Source organism: Demetria terragena DSM 11295 (assembly GCF_000376825.1).
Lineage (GTDB): Bacteria > Actinomycetota > Actinomycetes > Actinomycetales > Dermatophilaceae > Demetria > Demetria terragena.
Genome location: NZ_AQXW01000004.1, coordinates 399,399 through 418,664 on the forward strand (window position 1 = coordinate 399,399; position 19,266 = coordinate 418,664).

Here is a 19,266-nt window from a genome sequence, read left to right on the forward strand (position 1 = left end):
TGCGGTGCGCGTCACGCTCGTTCGGTGGTGCCCGCGCGAAGGTCCTCACGCAATGGCGTGATGCGGTGCAGCAGCTCGGCCTGCCAGTCGTCTTCGTCGGGAAAGTGCTCCTCGGCGAAGAGGTCAGTGATGGTGTGCTGTGCTCCGTGTCGCTCGGCGAAGGAGGCGAACAGCCGGTTGGACTCCGGGTTGTCCTGCACAATCGTGGTCTCAAGGCTGTAGGCGTCGGTCCGGCCGGCCAACTCGTCCAGCATCCGCCCGGCAAGGCCCTTTCCTCGCTGCGACTCATCGACCGCGATCTGCCAGATCATGAGGGTCGTTGGCTCCTCTGGGCGCCAGTAGCCCTTGACGAACCCCACGACGTTCCTCTCGATTTCAGCCACCAGTGAGGTGGCGTGGAAGTCGCGAGTCCACAACATGTAGGCATAGGGCGTATTCAGGTCAAGGCGTTGGCTGTCCCGGGCAACGCGCCACATCTCGGCGCCGTCCTTGAGCCACGGGTGCCGAAAGACCACCGCCGGGCTGCGCTCTTCGGCGCTCATCGGCCGGTGCCTGCGTGCACGACGGCTTCTACATCGCTGTCGAGCCCGAACGCTTCGTGCAGCACCCGGGTGGCCTCCTCGACTTGGCTGTCGTCCACGACGGCCGAGAGTCGAATCTCCGATGTAGAAATGAGATGAACGGTGATACCTGCCTGAGCCAGGGCCTCGAACAACTGGGCAGGGACCTCTGGGCTCGAACGCATTCCCACACCGACCACCGATACCTTGCCAACCTCGTCGGTGTAGGTGATCCCGGCGAAGCCCAAGCGGTCCTTGGCGCCTTCGAGTGCCGCGATGGCGCGACGACCATCGTCGACCGGCAACGCGAAGGAGAAGTCGATGAGTCCGGTGTCAGCCGCAGTATGCGTCTGGCCAATCATGTCGACAGTCGACACGGCACCGGTGATCACGGCAAAGATTGCCGCCGCGGTTCCCGGCACGTCGGGCACACCGACGACCGTCACTTTCGACTGGTCATGGCTGTGCGCAATTCCGCTGATGACTGGTTCTTCCACGGGTTCCTCTCGGGTGTTGCCGGGGGCTGACGGGCGCTGCGATAGTGCAGACTGCGGCTGGGGCGTACGGGGGTGATCGGCTGGAATCTGGGCTGGGTCGTCGGTCACCCAGGTGCCATATCCCGCGCCAAAACTGGATCGCACGTGGAGCGGAACACCATGCCGTCGGGCGAACTCCACCGACCTCAGGTGCAAAATCTTGGCGCCATGAGCGCACAACTCCAACGCCTCCTCTGAGGTCAGCACCGGCAACTGCTGTGCGTGACTGACCACCCGAGGATCGGCCGAGAAAAGGCCGTCGACATCCGTATGGATCTCGCAGACATCCGCATCGAGAGCCGCGGCCAGCGCAACTGCCGTTGTATCGGATCCACCACGACCCAGCGTGGTGACGTCATCGTCGTCCGACCAGCCTTGGAACCCCGCGACGATCGCGACCGCGCCGGACTTGAGGGTCTCGACGATTCGGGCGGGATTGACCTCGAGGATGCGCGCCGCACCAAAGTCATCTGTCGTGCGCAATCCGGCCTGAGCGCCTGTAAACGACACCGCGGCGTGATCGAGTTCGTGGATCGCCATGGCAAGAAGCGCCATCGAGATCCGCTCCCCTGCCGTGAGCAACATGTCCAACTCACGCGCCGTGGGATTCTTTGTAATGTGCTGGGTCAGGTCGAGCAGTTCATCGGTCGTATCTCCCATGGCCGACACCACGACGGCAACGTCGTGTCCGGCCTCACGGGTTTCGACGACGCGTCGCGCCACACGGTGCAGCGACGCCGCATCGGCAACGGAGGATCCTCCGAATTTTTGGACGACCAGGGCCATAACTCTCCATGAGGTCGAGGGGCTGGACGTATCAACAGTTTACGGACTTTAATGTCGATCTCCACTTGACCGATGGCGAATTCGACCGCGCCACAGTCAAATTCGCAACGATGCGCACCGCGTAAGCACATTGCGCAATCTCTCGCGGGCGCGCGCTTGCGGGCGAGCGCCCGCGCACACGCGCCGAAAAAGACATGCTGGGCGAGCAGCCATATAGCAAAACGGGACGAACCTGGAGCGAATATGTCCACTCCAGATTCGTCCCGTTGAAATGTCAGTGTGACTCTCGCCACACCGCGGGGTCAGGGTCGGAAGTCCAAGGAATACGTCCCTCCCTGAGTCGTCAGACCCTCGACCGTGTTCGACGTGAGATAGCGGTCGAGGTACGGCGCACGGGATCCTTGGGTCGCCTTGTCCTTAGCCGGGTTTTGCAACGGAAGCGCCAGGCTGGCCGACTTCACCGTGATGCGCTCACCGGTGCGTTCACCATCCCAGAGGTCTCCCTCAGCATCGGTGCCCACCGTGACAGCCAACTGATGCCCAGGCTCAAGAGTCCAGTCCATGCTGCGCAGTTCGTACTTCGTCCGACCACTCGCGTCCAAGGTGACGATCATGTCGTTGATCGGGACACCCGTACCGTCGGGGCCGATGTCCCACAGGCTGGTCGTTGCCGTGCCGCTTCCCGTGGTGCGCAGCTTCACGACCGGGGTTCCCGTCAACCGGGTGGCCTTCTTGACTGGCTTGGACCAGGTGTTGAGGGCCGACGAGATCGGGCTGCGACCAGCGCCGTCGGAGGCCCGAGGCAATCCCAGGGCGCGGACTGGAGCCATGGAGGGCATGTTCTCCATATCGGCCTGCCCCCGAGGGTCGCCCTGGCGCCGCTTGGCCGCCGAACTCTGAGATGCGACCCGAGGCGCCTTCCCGGTGTCGACATACGACCCGGTACTAAGCGAAATATCTTGCGTGACAGCGCTATTCGGCCAAGTCTTCTCTTCTCGCCAAGTGCCGGAATTGTCCTGCACCACCCAGTTCGGGTCCTTGACCTTCGGTTCGATGCCCTTCAAATGCTTGTCATAGAAGCGCATTACCTCATCGAACCAACCAGATCGACCCATCAGGAGCCGTCCTGAAGCATCGGTGTCGTTACCCCGGATGTGGTCGAAGGGCCCGATCCATCCGCGCTGCTCTCCCCGGTGATTCTTCAGGAAGGTTTCCATGTCTTCGGGCATGGTGTTCGGCTCGATCGTTCCCTGGGTGACGAAGATGGGGACCTTGGACCCTTTGACATTGGCGGCTAGGTTGCGCGCCTTCCAATAGTCGGAGTTCGGATCGGGGTTCTGGTTGTTGTTCATGTTGTTCGTCAAGCACTCGGGGTTGCGCTCTTCATACTTCGCGTTCTTCGCATAGCGAGCGGTGTCATCGGCCATGGGATCGATGGTGGCGATGCCGTTATAGCTGCTGGGCGTGTCCCGGTGATTCCATCGCGGAACCCCGTTCTGCCAGAGGTACTGGTACATGTCCCATACCGGTTCTTGCGCCACTACAGCCTCCAGGCCGGGGGTACGCATAGCGGCACCGGCCAATCCCGTCGAGGCGTCGTAGGACTTGCCATACATTCCGACCTTCCCAGTCGACCATGGCCGCGACTTGGCCCAGTTCACGGCGGTGGCAATATCAGCCTGCTCACCCGGACCGACCCAGTCCAAGCATCCGGTTGATCCACCGAAGCCGCGCAGGTCAACCATGACCACGGTGTATCCCTTCTTCATCAACTCGGCACCGTCGACCAGGTCCCGGAATCGCTCCGATGGCCCGACCGCCTCATACCCGTCGTTGCTGGTGGCGCCAGCGTGCGCAAAGTAGGAACTGACCGACAGGATGACCGGCGTCTTGGCCTTGGCCGGCAAGTGGGCCGGACGCAAGACATCCGCGTGCAGCTGGACACCGCCAGCTGAAGGGAAATATGCCTCGGTCCAGGCCGCCCCCTCGGGAACACGGACATTGTCTTCGTGGGTAACTGGGTCAGCCGCCTGCGCATCGTTCGCACTGACGAGTACCAACGCGGGCATGGACAGCGCGGCGGCGGCGGCGACCGCCACCGTGCGACGGATGGGAGACATGCGGGCTCCTTCACGAGCACTCGATTGTGTGGCATGGATCACATTAGGAGTTGCCCGCACCTGGCAGTGGAATAGCGTCGTCTAACTTTCGCCACTGCGACAGATTCGCCAGTCAGCATCAATGCGGCGAGCCTGCGCGCGCGTGCGCCCCGCATCCACAAGGATGCGAGGTTGTCTGCACGTTGCTGCAGACACGCATCGTCCAAATCCAGCAGGAGGCACACCGCCCCATGGCCACCAGCGAAGAGAAGATCGTCGACATCTCCGTTGAGGAGGAGATGGAGTCGGCTTTCTTGGAGTACGCGTATTCGGTCATCTACTCGCGAGCGCTGCCCGATGCTCGCGATGGGTTGAAGCCCGTTCAGCGCCGAATCCTCTACGCCATGGATGAGATGTCCCTGCGCCCCGACCGCCCGCACGTGAAGTCCTCCCGCGTGGTCGGTGAAGTGATGGGTAAGTACCACCCCCATGGGGACCAGGCGATCTATGACGCGTTGGTGCGCCAAGCCCAGGCATTCACCATGCGGCTGCCACTCGTGGATGGCCACGGCAACTTTGGCTCGCTCGACGATGGCCCGGCGGCACCTCGCTATACCGAGGCCCGAATGGCTCCGGCGGCCACATTGCTCACCACATCGCTCGATGAGAACACCGTCGAGTTCGTCCCCAACTACGACGATCAGTTCACTCAGCCGGGAGTGCTTCCTGCGGCCTACCCCAACCTCCTGGTGAACGGCGCCAGCGGCATCGCGGTCGGGATGGCCACGAGCATGGCGCCACACAATCTCGGCGAAGTCATTGCTGCGGCGCGTCATCTCATCAAGAACCCTGACTGCTCGCTCGATGACCTGATGAAGTTCGTTCCCGGGCCGGACCTGCCAGCAGGTGGTCAGATTGTCGGGCTCGACGGAATTCGCGACGCCTACCTGACGGGGCGAGGTTCGTTCCGGACTCGTGCCACCGTACGGATCGAGAAGACCTCTCCCCGGCGCAAGGGCATCGTGGTCACCGAGCTGCCGTATCTCGTCGGTCCGGAGAAGATCATCGATCGGATCAAGGACCTGCACCAGGCCAAGAAGTTGCAGGGCATCGCCGACGTCAAGGACCTGTCCGACCGCCATAGCGGTCTCAACCTCGTCATCGAGATCAAGAACGGGTTCAATCCGGATGCGGTTCTGGAGACTCTGTACAAGCAAACACCGCTCGAAGAATCTTTCGGCATCAACAACGTGGCGCTGGTCGAAGGTCAGCCGCGCACGATGGGGCTCAAGGAACTCCTGACCGTCTACGTCGAGTTCCGGATCGATGTCGTGCGCCGCCGCACCCAGTTCCGGCTCGACTCCCGCGAGCGCGACCTGCACCTGGTCGAGGGACTACTCACCGCGATTCTGGATATCGATGAGGTCATCCAGATCGTGCGGACCTCCGATGACGCCGGCGTGGCCCGCGAACGACTCATGACGGTCTTTGACCTATCTGAGATGCAGGCGACCTACATCCTGGATCTTCAACTGCGCCGACTCACCAAGTTCAGCCAGATGGAACTCGAAAAGCGTCGCGACGACTTGAGGTCCGAGATCGAGAAGCTTCGCGCGATCCTCGACGACGAAAAGCTGCTCCACAAGGTGGTGTCCGACGAACTGGCACAGGTTTCGAAAGATCACGCCACGCCCCGACGGACAGTGCTGCTGGAATCGGCTGGCGGACCTGCGACATCGGCAGCACCGCTCGAAGTCGCGGACGACCCGTGCGTGGTGCTGTTGTCCTCGACGGGGCTCCTTGCTCGCACGACAACAGGTGATCCCCTCGGTGTGAGCGGTACGCGCCGAAAGCACGACGCCATCGTCGGAACAGTCCACACGACCGCACGCGGTGATTTTGGTGTGGTGACCTCAGCGGGCCGGGTGGCACGCATCAGCGCTCTCGACCTGCCCACTCTTCCCCCAAGCAATGACGCTCCGAGCCTGTCCGGCGGGGCGCCACTCGCGGCTTACGTCAACCTCGACAAGGGCGAGCAACCACTCACGATCATCGGTCTTGGTGAGGACGCGCCGCAGGTGGCGTTGGGCACGCTGCACGGCGTCGTCAAGCGGGTGCTTCCCGACTTTCCCGCCGGCAAGGACAATTTTGACGTCATCTCGATGAAGGACGGCGATCGCGTGGTTGGCGCCGCACCCGCCCCCGACGGCACCGAGGTCGCCTTCGTGACCAGTCACGCACAACTCCTTCGCTTCCCCGCCGATCTGGTTCGCCCCCAAGGGCGTTCGGCCGGCGGCATGCAGGGAATCAAGGTCGCGGCGGGGGCGCATGTGGTGTCGTTCGGCGTCATCCGACCGGACGCCGACAATGTGGTGGTCACTATCGCTGGAGTGTCAGGGGCCATCCCCGGGACCGATGTCGGTTCGCTCAAGGTGACACCGCTCGAGGAATACCCACGCAAGGGCCGAGCAACCGGTGGCGTGCGCTGTCATCGTTTCCTCAGGGGCGAGGACGAGCTGCACGTGGCCTGGGTCGGACCCCAGCCAGCCCGCGCCGCAGGCACCACTGGCACCCCGATCGAGCTGCCGCCGGCCGACGGACGGCGCGATGGGTCGGGAATCACCGCTCCCGGGCCGATTAGCGCGATCGGAGGAGCCTCGAACTAGGCTCACTCACGTGACCAGCACACGACCAGACGCCTGTTCGGTGCAATGGGAGCAGGACGCCCCATCGGCGGCCGGCACCGCGTCCCCAGCGACCTTTTGGGTCGCCCTAGAGCAGCCGGGACCGTGGGGACGTGATGCCATCACCGCATCCCGGCTGGACGTCGGCCTCGGCAAGGAACTCGCAGCTCGTTGTGCTGACGCAGGCGGCCGGCTGCTCCTGATCAGAGAGCCCGGCCAACGCGCGGAGCAAGCCCTCACCGGACGTGCCCGCGTGCTCATCGCCGGGCGTCTGGCGAACGACCCCTATCTCCTCACCGGGTCAGTGACGTCCCCGGCCGACCTCCTCGACCTCCCGTTCGAGGCTCTGGTCGACCAGCCGCCGGGCATCGCCAGTGATGCGATACCAGATCTGACACTCGCCACCGAGCCCGCCTTGCTGGTGTGCACCAACGGGCGCCGGGATGTCTGTTGTGCGGTCCGCGGCCGACCCCTTGCCCACCACACCGCCATCGTTTTTCCAGGTCAGGTCTGGGAGTGCTCCCACACGGGCGGCCACCGTTTTGCGCCGACCGCGATCGCGCTTCCGTCTGGTCAGACGTGGGCTCGCCTTACCCCCGAACTGGCGGTGCGCGCCTTGGCAGCCGAAGGCGGCAATCGTCTTGACCCAGAACTTAACTCGCCGCACTACAACCGGGGCCGATCCTGCCTCCCCGCGCCAGCCCAAGCTGCGGAAGCCTGGTGGCGGTCGCGTACCTCCGAAGACCGCCTCGGTGGGCTGTCGTGGACCGTGGACGAGCGTAGCGGTGGCTTCCGGGTCGAGCTGAGCCATCAGGACGGTCGTACCGCGACTCTATGGGTCACCCACACTTCCGATCCGGGCGAGCGTTCGGACTCCTGCGGAAAAGCGATCGGCCCGACCCGCAGTTGGCAGGTCGAGCCGATCGAATAGCACAGCAGCGCGAGGGCTACTCCAAGTCGCCAGGATTGCGCATGTACGTCTTGCGTGAGTAGACCGCTCGGTTGAGGAACCACGTCACGGCAAAGAGGATCAGGCCCAGGAGCAACAACCAGCCGGCGATGACGTACTGCTCGTTGTCTCGACCGGACAGCTTGGGAAGCACCAAGAACGTGCAGGTGACCACACCGACGTAGGGCAGCCACGTTGGCGCACGAAAGGCGTCATCGGGCCCCGGATCGCGACGAAGGACCAACACCGCGACGTTGACCACGGCGAAGACCGCGAGTAGCAAGAGGGATGTGGTGCCGCCGAGGTTCTTCACCACGTTGCTTTCAGCCTGGCTCGTCACGTAGCTGATCAGACCAAAGGAGATCGCGGTCGTGAACAGAATCGCCACCCACGGGGTGCGACGCTTCGGGTGCACTTTGGCAAGAGGTGCGGGCAGAACGCCCTGATTAGCCATGCCGTACAGCAGACGGCTGGCCATCAGCATGTTGATCAGTGCCGAGTTCGCGACCGCGAACATCGAGATCCACGGCAGGATGTCCTCGATCGGCAGGTTTGGCGCACCGGCCTTCACCACTGACACCAACGGTGTTTCGTTGCCCTCGAGTTCGCTGAGCGGGACCAGGGCCACCGCACAGATCGACACCAGTACGTAGATCGCTCCGGTGATCCCAATGCCGGTCAGCATCATCTTCGGGAAGATCTTTGCTGGCTCCTTGGTCTCCTCGGCCATATTGACCGAGTCCTCGAAGCCCACCATGGCGAAAAACGCCAGGGAGGTCGCAGCCGTCACCGCGAGGAAGGTGTTCTTGTCGCTGGGGCTCTCGAAGATGATGACCTGCGAGAAGTCCGCACGGCCCTTCGTCATGGCAAACAAGCCGACGAAGATCACGAGCAACAGTCCCGAGAGCTCGACCATGGTGAGGACCACATTGGCTTTGACGCTCTCGCCGACACCACGCAGGTTGACCAGCATCACCAGCACCATGAAGCCCAGCGCAACCATCATGACCTGACTGGAGCTCGCCTCCCAGTCAAGGCCCGCGGCGAAGTTGGAGGCAAAAGCCCGCGACGCGGTCGAGGCTGACGTGATGCCCGAGCACATGACGGTGAACGCGACCAAGAAGGTCACAAAGTGGATGCCGAAGGCCTTGTGGATGAACGTGGCGGCACCGCCTGCTTGGGGGTACTTGGTCACCAACTCCAAATACGAGAAGGCGGTGATGGCCGCCACGATGAAGGCCACGAGGAAGGGCGCCCAGGCAGCCCCACCGACCTCTGCCGCCACTTCTCCGGTCAACGCATAGACACCGGTGCCGAGAATGTCGCCGACGATGAACAGCAGAAGGAGCTTTGGCCCCATCACGCGAATCAGGGCCGGTGACTCTTCCGATTCTGCGACAGACGCAGACGATTGCTCACTCATAGACCTGAGGGTGTCGGTCCGCGGCCTCAGTGTCCAGCAACTCCGCCGTCAAAGGTTCGGCGTGGCGCGCTCAGCGCGCCTTCGAGCATCAAATCTCACTCCTTGAGACGGCCGCAGCGGTCGCAACTTGCCCTGAGCCGCAAGCCTTACGCCGTGACCTGACCGTTACCTGAATGGGCCGGGTTGGCGTTCAGGGCGAAGGCCGGAATAGTCGTCGGTCGTGCCACTCATCGGGGGATCGGATGGCACGACTGTGTGTGCCGCCCGCGCGCACACGAAACACACCCGTAGAACTGACTGAGAAGGATCCGAATGAACCCGGCCCAGCGCCAGTCCGATTCCACTGACACGTTCGACGCCCCCGCGCCGGTACACCGGCGCACGAAGGCTCTGGCCGGGCTTGCCCTGGCCGTTCCCACCTCAATCGTGAGTGTTGGCCTAGCCACACCTGCCAACGCCGCGATCGTCCCTGCACAGCCGACCCACACGGCGGTCTCCTCTCCCGCGGTGGCCTCGGCCGCCAAAACCGCCACGCAGCCGACCCTGACGGTGCCCGCCGCACGCGGCGCGGCCAAGTCGGCATCTGGTCCGGTCCTTCGCTACGGGTCTAAGGGCACCGCGGTCAAGACCCTCCAGGGCAAGCTCAAGATCAGCCGCGATGGCTCATTCGGCCCGGCGACCCGTAGCGCGGTGAAGAAGTTCCAGTCCCGCAAGGGCCTGTCGGTCGATGGCGTCGTCGGTCCCAAGACCTGGGGCGCACTGGGCGGGTACTCCGGCTCTGGCAAGTCGAAGGGCGGCGGCTCCAGCTCGAGTTCGTCTTCCTCCGCGGTGAAGGTTGCCGAGCGCTACATCGGAACCCCCTACCGTTACGGCGGCAGCAGCCCCTCAGGCTTCGACTGCTCTGGTCTCACCAAACATGTCTTTGCCAAGCTGGGCAAGTCCCTGCCACGGTCAGCCCGCGCGCAGCAGGCGGCCGTGAAGCGCGTGGGTTCGCCAAAGCCTGGCGACCTGGTGTTCTACGGCTACCCGGCCTACCACGTGGGCATCTACGTCGGCGGCGGCAAGATGATCGACGCCCCGAAGCCGGGCACCAAGGTCACCCGCCGCGCCGTGTACCAGCCGGAGGTTTCTGGCTACGGCCGAGTCTGACCTTCGCACGTAGCACGTGACTGCGCCCCCTGACCGTGAGCGGTCCGGGGGCGCAGTGCGTCGTGTCTTAGGCCTGCGCAGCCTTGGCCTTCGCCTTCGCGGCTTTCTTGAAGTCGCGCACCTTCTGCAGCGAGTCCTCATCGACCACATCGGCGACGGACCGGAACGAGCCATCCTCGGCATAGGGACCGATAGTGTCGCGCCAGCCGTCATCGAGAGTCACCTCGAGTTGCTTGGCCAGCAGCGCCGCAAAGATGCGCGCCTTCTGGTCGCCATATCCGGGCAGCGCTTTCAATCGCTTAAGTAGATCGGCGGTGCTCTGCGCACTCCCCCAGATCTGGGCAGCGTCGCCGTCGTACTCATCGCGAACCACCACCGCGAGCTGCTGCACGCGCCCGGCCATGGAGCGCCCATAACGATGAATCGCCGGCGGTGTCGCACACAAGTCAGCGAACTTCTCCGGGTCAGCGGCAGCGATTTTCGCGGGGTCGAGGTTTCCGAACCGCTCCAGAATCTTGGCGGGGCCAGCGAAGGCACGCTCCATCGGGAACTGTTGATCGAGCAGCATGCCGACGAGCAGTCCGAAATGGTCGGTGCTGAGCACCCGGTCGGCGGTCTCATCCTGAGCAATCTGCAAGCTAGCCATGCTCGTACGGTATCGGTCGCCCGGTCACAAACTCGATTGCCTCGGCGGCCTCCGCCCTGGTGGAGTAGACCCCATGACAGATACCTCCGGCGCCGCCCGCGCAGCCCTGGACACACTCCCCGGCCTGGTCTGGTCGCCCTGGACCGAGGAGGACCTCCCCGACGTGAGCGCCATGCTCACCGCCGTCGAAGCAGTGGACAGCCCGAGCGAGCGACACTCTCTGGCGGAGCTTCAGGAGGACTTTGCTTCGGCAACCTACGACCTGGCGCGGGACTGTTTGCTCGCGCGTGGCTCCGCGGGCGATGTGGTGGCTATCGCCCGATCGATCTGCGCTGACGGGGATGTCACGGCGCGTCGAGCACTGCTGGCGGGTGCAGTCCGTCCCGACCGGCGCGGACTGGGCATCGGGCGGGCCATCATGGCCTGGCAGTTGGCCCATGCCCGAGCGTGGTTCACCAACGGGCGCACGCCCGAACACGAGTTGCTTCGCTTGAGAGTCTTCTCCGACTCCAAGGCCACGGCCGAGCATCGGTTGGCGGAACGCTGTGGGCTAACCCAGGCCCGCTTCTATGCTGAGCTGACCTTGCGCCTGCCCGCCGAGCCGGTCGCCGACCGCCATGTCGACGGGATTGAGTTGCGACCATGGCGCGAAGCCACGTCAGTCGCAACGCTCGCCGTCCGCAACGCGGCTTTCGCTGACTCCTGGGGCTCGGTCGAGACCACGGAGGATCGCTGGCTGGAACGACAACAGGCAACATCCTTTCGCCCGGATTGGTCATTCGTTGCCGTCGATCGCGAGACGGGCCAGGTCGTTGCCCTCCTGATGTCTTCGGCCTACGAGCAGGACTGGGAGCCACAGGGATTCACATCTGGGTACATCGACCTGCTCGGGACACTTCGGGACTATCGCGGCCGTGGCCTGGCCAGCGCGCTGATCACGCAGGCGATGCGAACCTTCCAACAGGCGGGTCTGGACGCCGCCGAGATCGGCGTCGACTCGGAAAACGAGAGCGGAGCGTTTGGGCTGTACACGAGCCTGGGCTTTGAGCAAACCAGCGGAACCGTTCAGTTCATGCGCGAGGAGTCATCGACCTAGGAACGCTCATCGACCGGGAACATTGGGCGTGAAATCCGCTGGTACGGAAGGCGTTTGAGATCTTGGTCCACACCGCCTGGAGTCAGCGCGAGCCGATGGCCGGCAGCGATCTCATGCAGGTCGGGCTCGAGATAGCCCATCTTCACCACGACAACGTCGATCTGGGCGTGAACTGGATGCAGACTCAGGCGTTCGTAGGATGACATCGCGTTGAACTGCATCCTGCGCTCAGTGAGCACGAGTGACAGGCCACTAAGTCGTAGGCTCAGGACGCGTCCTCCAGCAGGGTCATCCGCCCAGGCCTCTAGGACGCCATCTACCTCAATCGGGCCCGGCGCCCGGGCGTCAACACGACCCCCGACCGTTGCGCTCACCCGCTCCCCCACCGTCGCTCCAGCAAGGTGGTCGACAGTCTCGGGATCGACGATCGACACCAGCAACGCACGAACCTGACCGCTCACGATCTGCTCCTGAGCAAGCAGGTGCGCTAACGCAACGGTGACGTCATCGGCACCACCTGCGCCAGGGTTATCGCCCGAGTCACTAATGAAGAACGGACGCCGACCTTTCTGCACAGCAGCTAGCGCACCCTCCAGGCAGGTGCCGAAATCTCCTGCAGGAGAAACAAATTCAAACTCGCGACGAACTCGCCAAAAATGCTCGGCGAGTTCGTTCGCCGCACCATCGACCGCGCTCCGGTCCCACCCAGTGACGACCACTGCCCCACAACATCGCGGCTGATCCGCCCATGCGAACCCCACCCAGATCGCCGCATCAAGGAGTCCTTCGCGCTCAGCGACCGCGGCCACGGCGCCGTACAGCGACGCGGCTGGTTCGTCACGAGTGCTCGTCATCTCCCCCGGCAGCAAGACTGGTACATGCACCAACGCCTTCGCGGGGCGTTCACCAGAACGCAGGCACCGCACCAGGTTTCGGGCCGCTCGCTCGCGCGTCTCCCGAACATCTACATGGGGCGCGGTCCGATAGCAGGTCAGCAGGTCGCACGCTTGAAAGAGCTCTTCAGAGACATTCCCGTGCAGATCCATTGCGGCGCTGATGAGCGCCGCGTCCCCAATTACCACGCGCACCCGCGCCGCGAGATCGCCCTCCACGTCGTCGTATCCCTCGGCTGTCATCGCTCCGTGAATATCGAGAAGCACGCCATCGAGGCGGCCAGCAGCATCCAACCCGCCAAGGATCTCCGCACGCCAGGACTCGTATGCCTCCGGCTCAACCACCCCTCCGGGTAGGGCACCCGCATGCAGTATCGGCACCCACTCGACACCATCGGTCAGTTCTGAGTCACCATCACGCCACCAGTGGTAGCGCTCGAGTAGAGCTTCGCCGCGCGTGACGTGAAAATCCTCGGCAACGCTCCGGTGGGGACTGAAGGTGCTCGACTCGATGTGGACCCCGGCGACAGCGATGCGCATCTCGCCATACTAGGCGGGTGCCAAACCCTCAAATCCCGGTGATCGTCGAAGTCTGCGTCGGAGATGTGCACAGCGCAATCGTGGCGGCAGAAGCAGGCGCCGACCGGCTTGAACTGTGCGCCGACCTCTCCGTGGGCGGCACCACCCCAAGCCTAGGAACGGTCCGAACTGTCCTGCGCCACACCAGGACACCACTTCGTGTCATGGTTCGACCGCGGGGCGGAGACTTCCACTTCGCGACGTCGGAGGCCGAGGCCATGCGGACCGACATCGCGGCGCTGCGCACGCTGGACACAGACCGGATCGAGGTTGTCACCGGTGGCCTCACCAGCGCCCGGCACCTCGACATTCCGCTGATGAAGTCACTGGTGGATGAGGCTGGACCCCTCCCAGTGGTGTTTCACAAGGCCTTCGACGAGATCGATGACCAGGAGGAGGGCCTGGAGACCTTGGTGGACCTCGGGGTGACCTCGCTGCTGACCTCTGGCGGTGCCGCCACGGCACTCGAAGGCGCTGCGCGATTGCACACCCTGGCGCAGCGCGCCCGCGGTCGTCTTCGACTGACGGCCGCGGGCGGAATCCGCGCGCACAATGTCGCGCAGGTCCTACGTCACACCGGGATCGGCGAGATCCACTTCAGGTCTCCGTCATCGGGCTCACCCGAGACCACCGACCCCGGCGGCGTACACGCTGTGCTAGAGGCCCTCAGCCCTTCTGGCCGTACGGGTCCGCCGCACCCTGGGCCGCGGCGATAAAGGCTCCACGGTTCTTCTCCCAGAAGCCGTCCATACAGGAGTACGCGGGGAAGAACCCTCCGCAGGTTCCGCTGCTGCCGCCGACCTCGAAAGTGTAGCCAGCGACGCCGAGTCGGCCGTACGCCCAATCATCAGTACCACCAGGGGCGGTATAGCCCACCGTCTCCCCGGCCGTACCCAGCCGATACTTGTTGAACGCTGTCATCTTCTTGCCCAGCGTCTTCAGCGCCGCCGCATCCGGCGCCTTGGTCGTGTTGGTAAATGAGTACGGATGAATGACGTAGTTGCCGTAGGCATGCAAGGTCAGGAACACACCACTCGCCCCGGGTTTCACCGCTGCCTTGTAGTCGTCGTCCTTCTTGTCCGGGTACACCTTGGCCAAGAAGCCCTGAACTGCCTGAGTCTCCGGCTCCGAAGCCGCCTTGACTCCAGGGAAGGTCTGACCACACGCCGTTCCCTCATTGGGGTCCCAGGCGAGGTCGGAGTTGCGGTTTAGGTCAACTCCTGCCTGGCGAAACGCGCTGGTACCGCCGCACTTCGCCTCATCGGCCGAGGTGTAGTTCATGTTTTTGCGCTGGGAAATAGGTCGATCCGGGCGCGAAGCCACCTTGTCCACGCCGTCGGGGTTCGCGATCGGAATCACCCACAACTCCCGCGTCTTGCGCAGTTGGACGATCTCCGGATCAGCAGAGGTGGTCAGCTCATCGATCCAGCGGTATGCCAACTCACCGGTCGACACCTCGCGGGCGTGGATCTGCCCCATGAGGACCATCTTGGGCTTCCCGGCAGTCGACAACGAGCACGCCTTGTCAGCGGACTCGGTGATGCAGACCGCCTGAATGTCGTGGCCGCCCTTCCCCGTGGTCTTGAGGTAGGAGTCGCCAATGTCGTGGACCTTAGCCAACGTGGGGTGATCCGCTGCCACCTTGGCGTTGTGCGCCTCGTGCGCGGCCACGGTGTGATACCCGCCGTAATACGTGCCCGCCGCGGCGCGCGTGGCCTGCTTGGGTACGGGCGCATACAGGCTGCTGCGGTAGGTCACCTGGTAGCCGCGGTCCCGCAACTCTTGGGCTCCGCGTGAGTCCGTGGCGACCTCCGCTCCACCTGAGGTGGCGCGCGTGATGTCAGCACCAGTCGCCTTGAGCTGAGACAGGCTGCGGTTCCCCTCCAAGGAAACCTGGTAGTAGCCTTCGCCATCCTGGCTCACTGACTCGGTCCCGGCTGATGCCGTGACGGTCGCGGTCACCAGGGCGGCGACCGAAAGGGTGGCCGCCAAGCCGAGAGCGCGTCGCTGGGTTCTTTTCATGTGGACCTCCGTGGGTAGGTAGTCCTATCCACCTATCCCGGACGACGTCCAGTCAACGAATCCAACCGAGTCCATACGGTCTCTTGGCCAAGAATTGACCCTGCCCTGACCCGGTGCCGAACATAGCTATCAATGCATGGAATTCAGGCGTCGATACGTTCTCGGTCAAGGCGTGCGGCTGACCCGATCAAGAAGTCCTTTCGTGGCGCCACGTCACTGCCCATCAACAGGTCGAAGACGCGCTCCGCCCCCTCGGCATCTGCCATCGTGACGCGGCGAAGCGTACGGCGCGCAGGATCCATCGTGGTCTCGGCCAATTGATGGGCATCCATTTCGCCGAGGCCCTTATAGCGTTGCATGGGCTTGAGGTTGCGACCCTTCTTTTGCAACCCCGACACGACCCGTCGCATCTCGTCCTCGGAGTAGGTGTAGATCACCTCGCCTTTCTTCCGGCCGGCCGCCGACGTCTCGATCCGGTGCAACGGCGGCACCGCGGCAAACACCCGGCCAGCCTCGACCATCGGCCGCATATAACGGAAGAAAAGCGTCAGAAGGAGGGTGCGAATGTGGGCACCATCCACATCGGCGTCGGTCATCAAGATGACCTTGCCGTAGCGCGCCATCTCCAGGTCGAAGGTCCGGCCGGACCCGGCGCCCAACACCTGAATGATCGCGCCGCATTCGGCGTTCTTGAGCATGTCGGCCACCGAGGCCTTCTGCACGTTGAGGATCTTTCCGCGGATCGGCAGCAGGGCTTGGAAGTCACTGCTACGCGCGTCTTTGGCAGTTCCCAGTGCGCTGTCGCCCTCGACGATGAACAATTCCGTGCGGTCCGTCTCGGTGCTACGGCAGTCCTTCAACTTGCCGGGCAGCGAGGAGGACTCCAAGGCGTTCTTTCGGCGTTGGGTTTCTTTGTGCTGACGTGCCGAGATCCTCGTCTTCATCTCGGACACGACTTTCTCCATAACCTGGAGAGCCTGCGCCTTCTCGTCGCGCTTGACCGCCGTCAACCGGGCGGTCAATTCCTGCTCGACGGTCTTGCTCACGATCGACCGGACGGCAGCGGTGCCCAGCACTTCCTTGGTCTGGCCCTCGAACTGCGGTTCCGCGAGGCGGACCGTCACCACGGCTGTCAGACCGGCCAGGATGTCGTCCTTGTCAACCTTGTCGTTGCCGACCTTGAGCTTGCGGGCGTTGACCTCAAGTTGCTTGCGGAACACCTTGAGCATCGCCTGCTCGAAGCCCGCGACGTGGGTGCCGCCCTTCGGGGTGTCAATGATGTTGACGAAGGACCGCACCGTGGTGTCGTAACCGGTTCCCCAGCGCAACGCAATATCAACGTTCGCGGTGCGCTCGACTTCTCGCGACACCATGTGTCCACGCTCGTCCAGAGTCGGAACGGTCTCGGCAAAGTCACCCTGCCCCCGAAGCCGCCATACCTCAGTCACGGGCGGGTCGGAAGCCAAGAACGACGTGAACTCGGCAATGCCACCGTCGTGCTCGAACACCTCCTCGTGGGGGCCTTCCTCCCCCGGCGTTCCCGGCAGGCCGCGCTCGTCGCGGATGACCAACTTCAGGCCAGGCACGAGGAACGAGGTCTGGCGAACGCGGCGTACCAAACCGTCGTAGTCGAACTGTGCGCCTTGGAGGAAGATTTGAGGGTCCGCCCAGTAGCGAATACGCGAACCACTCTCGCCCCGCTTGGCCTTGCCAACGACCTCGAGTTCGCTGCCCTTCTCGAAGGGCGTGAACGGGGCATCGGGATCCGGACCAGACGACGGGTCATCGAAGATGCCTGGCTCACCGCGGTGGAAGCTCATCCGGTAGACCTTGCCGCCCAGCGTGACCACACAGTCCAGACGTCTCGACAAGGCGTTGACCACGGAGGCGCCCACACCATGCAATCCACCCGACGCCGCGTAGGCACCGCCACCGAACTTCCCGCCCGCATGCAGCTTGGTGAAGACCACTTCGACACCGGTCAGACCGGTGCGTGGCTCGACATCGACCGGAATACCCCGGCCGTTGTCGGTAACTTCAACCGAACCGTCGGCGTGCAGGGTGATATTGACTTGGTCGCAGATTTCAGCAAGCGCCTCATCGACCGCGTTGTCGATAATTTCCCAGAGGCAATGCATGAGCCCTCGGGAATCGGTCGTCCCGATGTACATGCCCGGGCGCTTACGCACCGCTTCGAGGCCTTCCAGCACTTGGAGGTGCCGTGCGGAGTACTCGGAAGCTGCGGACGTGCTCTTTTTTGCGGTTCGGGTGGTCACCATCGGAGGTTAACTCTCGGCGCCGACAGGGTCCGCTAGGCACTCCGCGGACGACACGACCCACGCCATCACCATCGTGTGACTCACACCACACCGGTGAAACCTACCGCGCGGGAATCACCTCTCGTGGTTGACTGTTGCCACCATCAGGACAACAAAACCCGGATGAAGGCAACTTTTCCGGACCGACGTTCGTCCTAGTAGGTAACCGGCCTTCTCGGAGGCCGCACACGGCGCTCCCTGCGCCACACGAGAGGATGGCAGACATGACGACCGCACTGGCCCCCACCCTCACCGCCGCCGACCGTTGTGACCGGTGCGGTGCCCAAGCATTCATTCGCGCCCGACTCACGGGCGGCAGTGAACTTCACTTCTGTGCACACCACGGACGTGCGCACCTTGAAGCCCTCCGCGGCATCGCTGAGGAGATCGTGGATGAGACCGAGCGTCTCCACGCCCAAGAGCAGGCAGCCGTCACGGAGGTCTGACCTTCACCCGCTTCATCAAGAACCCCCGGCATGGATGCCGGGGGTTCTTATATGTCGTCAGCGCCGTACGTTGCTCCCATGGAAATCGTCACTGTGCTCGCTGTACTCCTGGTCGCTGTAGGCATCGTCGGCCTGGTCATCCCCGTGCTCCCCGGGCTCTTGCTGACCGTGCTGGGCGTCTTCGTCTGGGCGCTCGAACGAAATGACTCTGCTGGCTGGACCGTGTGGGGGATCTGCGTGGCAGTCGCCGTGATCGGCTGGGTGCTTCAGTACGCGATCCCTGGGCGGCGGCTGAAGGCGGCGGGCGTACCCACCAGAACCCTCGTGGGTGGTGCCATCCTCGGCGTCATCGGGTTCTTTGTGATCCCGGTTGTCGGTCTCTTCGTCGGGTTCGTCCTTGGCATCTTCCTAATGGAGCGCCTACGGCTCGACACGGCGGACGCCTGGGCGCAGACCAAGGTCGCACTCAAGGGTGTGTTGATGAGTATCGGGATTGAGCTGTGCGCCGCACTGGTCGTCGCGACAACGTTCGTGGTGGGCTTGCTCGCCACTCGCTGACTCGGCGAGTCTTACCAGCCGCCACCTTCGCGGCGCCGACGCTCCCAGCGTTCCTCCATGCGCTGCATGAAGGTGCCGGACCGAGCGGATGAGGAGCCTGACCCGGAGCGACCGAACCGCGCGCTCAGGCCACCTGCTGAGCGTGGCGAGTGCTTCTTGACATCGCCGTTCTCAGTGACCGTTCCCAATGTGGCCTTCTTCTGGCCCGGGGTCATGGCATAGACAGCGCCCGCCACCATGAGGGCGAATCCAATACCACCGACCCAGACCAACGAACTCCCCACACCTAGCAGCACCACTCCAAGTCCAAGCAGGAGCGTCAGCGCGCCCAGGACTAACCGGGTACGGGTACGGGCATGCCCTGGGTCCTCTGCGAGGCGTCCCGCAAGTTTGGGGTCGTCGTCGTAGAGCTGCTGCTCCATCTGGTCGAGCAGCCTTTGCTCGTGCTCAGAGAGCGGCATCGGCGACACCTCCATTCATCTGGTCGTTCGCGAACTGCGGAAGGGTTCTTACTCCAGGATA

At 63.7% G+C, this 19,266-nt stretch carries 16 protein-coding genes; 7 read left to right on the top strand and 9 right to left on the bottom strand.

Annotated features, from left to right (window positions below; genetic code table 11):
• Positions 1-11: 11 nt before the first annotated feature.
• From ectA to F562_RS0106080, 3 genes are all read right to left on the bottom strand, one after another.
• Entirely contained in the window at positions 12-542 is a 531-nt protein-coding gene (gene ectA / locus F562_RS0106065; RefSeq protein ID WP_018156043.1) for a diaminobutyrate acetyltransferase, read from the bottom strand.
• Positions 539-1,882 carry an aspartate kinase gene (locus tag F562_RS0106070; RefSeq protein ID WP_018156044.1) on the bottom strand — a complete coding sequence of 448 codons (1,344 nt, stop codon included), beginning with the start codon at positions 1,880-1,882 and terminating at the stop codon, positions 539-541. The genes ectA and F562_RS0106070 overlap by 4 nt, the downstream gene beginning before the upstream one ends.
• Before the next feature lie 302 nt (positions 1,883-2,184).
• Positions 2,185-4,002 (bottom strand): CocE/NonD family hydrolase, encoded by a 1,818-nt coding sequence (locus F562_RS0106080; RefSeq protein WP_018156046.1) that lies wholly within the window; start codon positions 4,000-4,002, stop codon positions 2,185-2,187.
• A 230-nt stretch (positions 4,003-4,232) separates the two neighbouring features.
• Here F562_RS0106080 and F562_RS0106085 point away from each other — a divergent pair, with 230 nt between their 5' ends.
• A complete protein-coding gene (locus F562_RS0106085; RefSeq protein ID WP_018156047.1) occupies positions 4,233-6,647 on the top strand; it encodes a DNA gyrase/topoisomerase IV subunit A in 2,415 nt (804 codons plus the stop codon).
• 10 nt (positions 6,648-6,657) lie between these two features.
• Positions 6,658-7,596: a ferredoxin family protein gene (locus F562_RS18250; protein WP_018156048.1), complete on the top strand. Its 939-nt coding sequence runs from the start codon at positions 6,658-6,660 to the stop codon at positions 7,594-7,596.
• Between the two features lie 16 nt (positions 7,597-7,612).
• Here F562_RS18250 and F562_RS0106095 read toward each other — a convergent pair whose 3' ends face one another.
• Positions 7,613-9,037 carry an APC family permease gene (locus F562_RS0106095; protein ID WP_018156049.1) on the bottom strand — a complete coding sequence of 475 codons (1,425 nt, stop codon included), beginning with the start codon at positions 9,035-9,037 and terminating at the stop codon, positions 7,613-7,615.
• Between the two features lie 312 nt (positions 9,038-9,349).
• Between F562_RS0106095 and F562_RS18255 the strand changes: the two genes are divergently transcribed.
• Positions 9,350-10,186, top strand: coding sequence for a C40 family peptidase (locus F562_RS18255; RefSeq protein WP_018156050.1), 837 nt, complete (start codon positions 9,350-9,352; stop codon positions 10,184-10,186).
• Positions 10,187-10,253: 67 nt separating this feature from the next.
• On the opposite strand, the gene F562_RS0106105 is transcribed toward F562_RS18255, so the two are convergent.
• A complete protein-coding gene (locus F562_RS0106105) occupies positions 10,254-10,832 on the bottom strand; it encodes an HhH-GPD-type base excision DNA repair protein (RefSeq protein WP_018156051.1) in 579 nt (192 codons plus the stop codon).
• 73 nt (positions 10,833-10,905) lie between these two features.
• Between F562_RS0106105 and F562_RS18260 the strand changes: the two genes are divergently transcribed.
• Positions 10,906-11,928, top strand: a complete 1,023-nt coding sequence (locus tag F562_RS18260; RefSeq protein WP_018156052.1) for a GNAT family N-acetyltransferase — start codon at positions 10,906-10,908, stop codon at positions 11,926-11,928.
• Here F562_RS18260 and F562_RS0106115 read toward each other — a convergent pair.
• A complete protein-coding gene (locus F562_RS0106115; RefSeq protein ID WP_018156053.1) occupies positions 11,925-13,361 on the bottom strand; it encodes a M81 family metallopeptidase in 1,437 nt (478 codons plus the stop codon). The two genes, F562_RS18260 and F562_RS0106115, sit on opposite strands and share 4 nt — an antisense overlap.
• A gap of 17 nt (positions 13,362-13,378) precedes the next feature.
• Here F562_RS0106115 and F562_RS0106120 point away from each other — a divergent pair, with 17 nt between their 5' ends.
• Positions 13,379-14,116, top strand: a complete 738-nt coding sequence (locus F562_RS0106120) for a copper homeostasis protein CutC (protein WP_211206434.1) — start codon at positions 13,379-13,381, stop codon at positions 14,114-14,116.
• Here the strand turns inward: F562_RS0106120 and F562_RS0106125 are convergent.
• Both F562_RS0106125 and F562_RS0106130 read right to left on the bottom strand, forming a co-directional pair.
• Positions 14,067-15,422, bottom strand: coding sequence for a M14 family zinc carboxypeptidase (locus tag F562_RS0106125; protein ID WP_018156055.1), 1,356 nt, complete (start codon positions 15,420-15,422; stop codon positions 14,067-14,069). The two genes, F562_RS0106120 and F562_RS0106125, sit on opposite strands and share 50 nt — an antisense overlap.
• Positions 15,423-15,565: 143 nt before the next feature.
• Positions 15,566-17,701 (bottom strand): DNA gyrase/topoisomerase IV subunit B, encoded by a 2,136-nt coding sequence (locus F562_RS0106130; RefSeq protein ID WP_018156056.1) that lies wholly within the window; start codon positions 17,699-17,701, stop codon positions 15,566-15,568.
• A gap of 263 nt (positions 17,702-17,964) precedes the next feature.
• Here F562_RS0106130 and F562_RS0106135 point away from each other — a divergent pair, with 263 nt between their 5' ends.
• Together F562_RS0106135 and F562_RS0106140 are read left to right on the top strand one after the other, a co-directional pair.
• Complete coding sequence (locus F562_RS0106135) at positions 17,965-18,186, top strand: DUF7455 domain-containing protein (RefSeq protein WP_040385527.1); 222 nt, start codon at positions 17,965-17,967, stop codon at positions 18,184-18,186.
• A 78-nt stretch (positions 18,187-18,264) separates the two neighbouring features.
• A complete protein-coding gene (locus F562_RS0106140) occupies positions 18,265-18,744 on the top strand; it encodes a DUF456 domain-containing protein (protein ID WP_018156058.1) in 480 nt (159 codons plus the stop codon).
• A gap of 11 nt (positions 18,745-18,755) precedes the next feature.
• On the opposite strand, the gene F562_RS0106145 is transcribed toward F562_RS0106140, so the two are convergent.
• Positions 18,756-19,205, bottom strand: coding sequence for a DUF3040 domain-containing protein (locus F562_RS0106145; protein WP_040385529.1), 450 nt, complete (start codon positions 19,203-19,205; stop codon positions 18,756-18,758).
• Positions 19,206-19,266 lie beyond the last annotated feature (61 nt).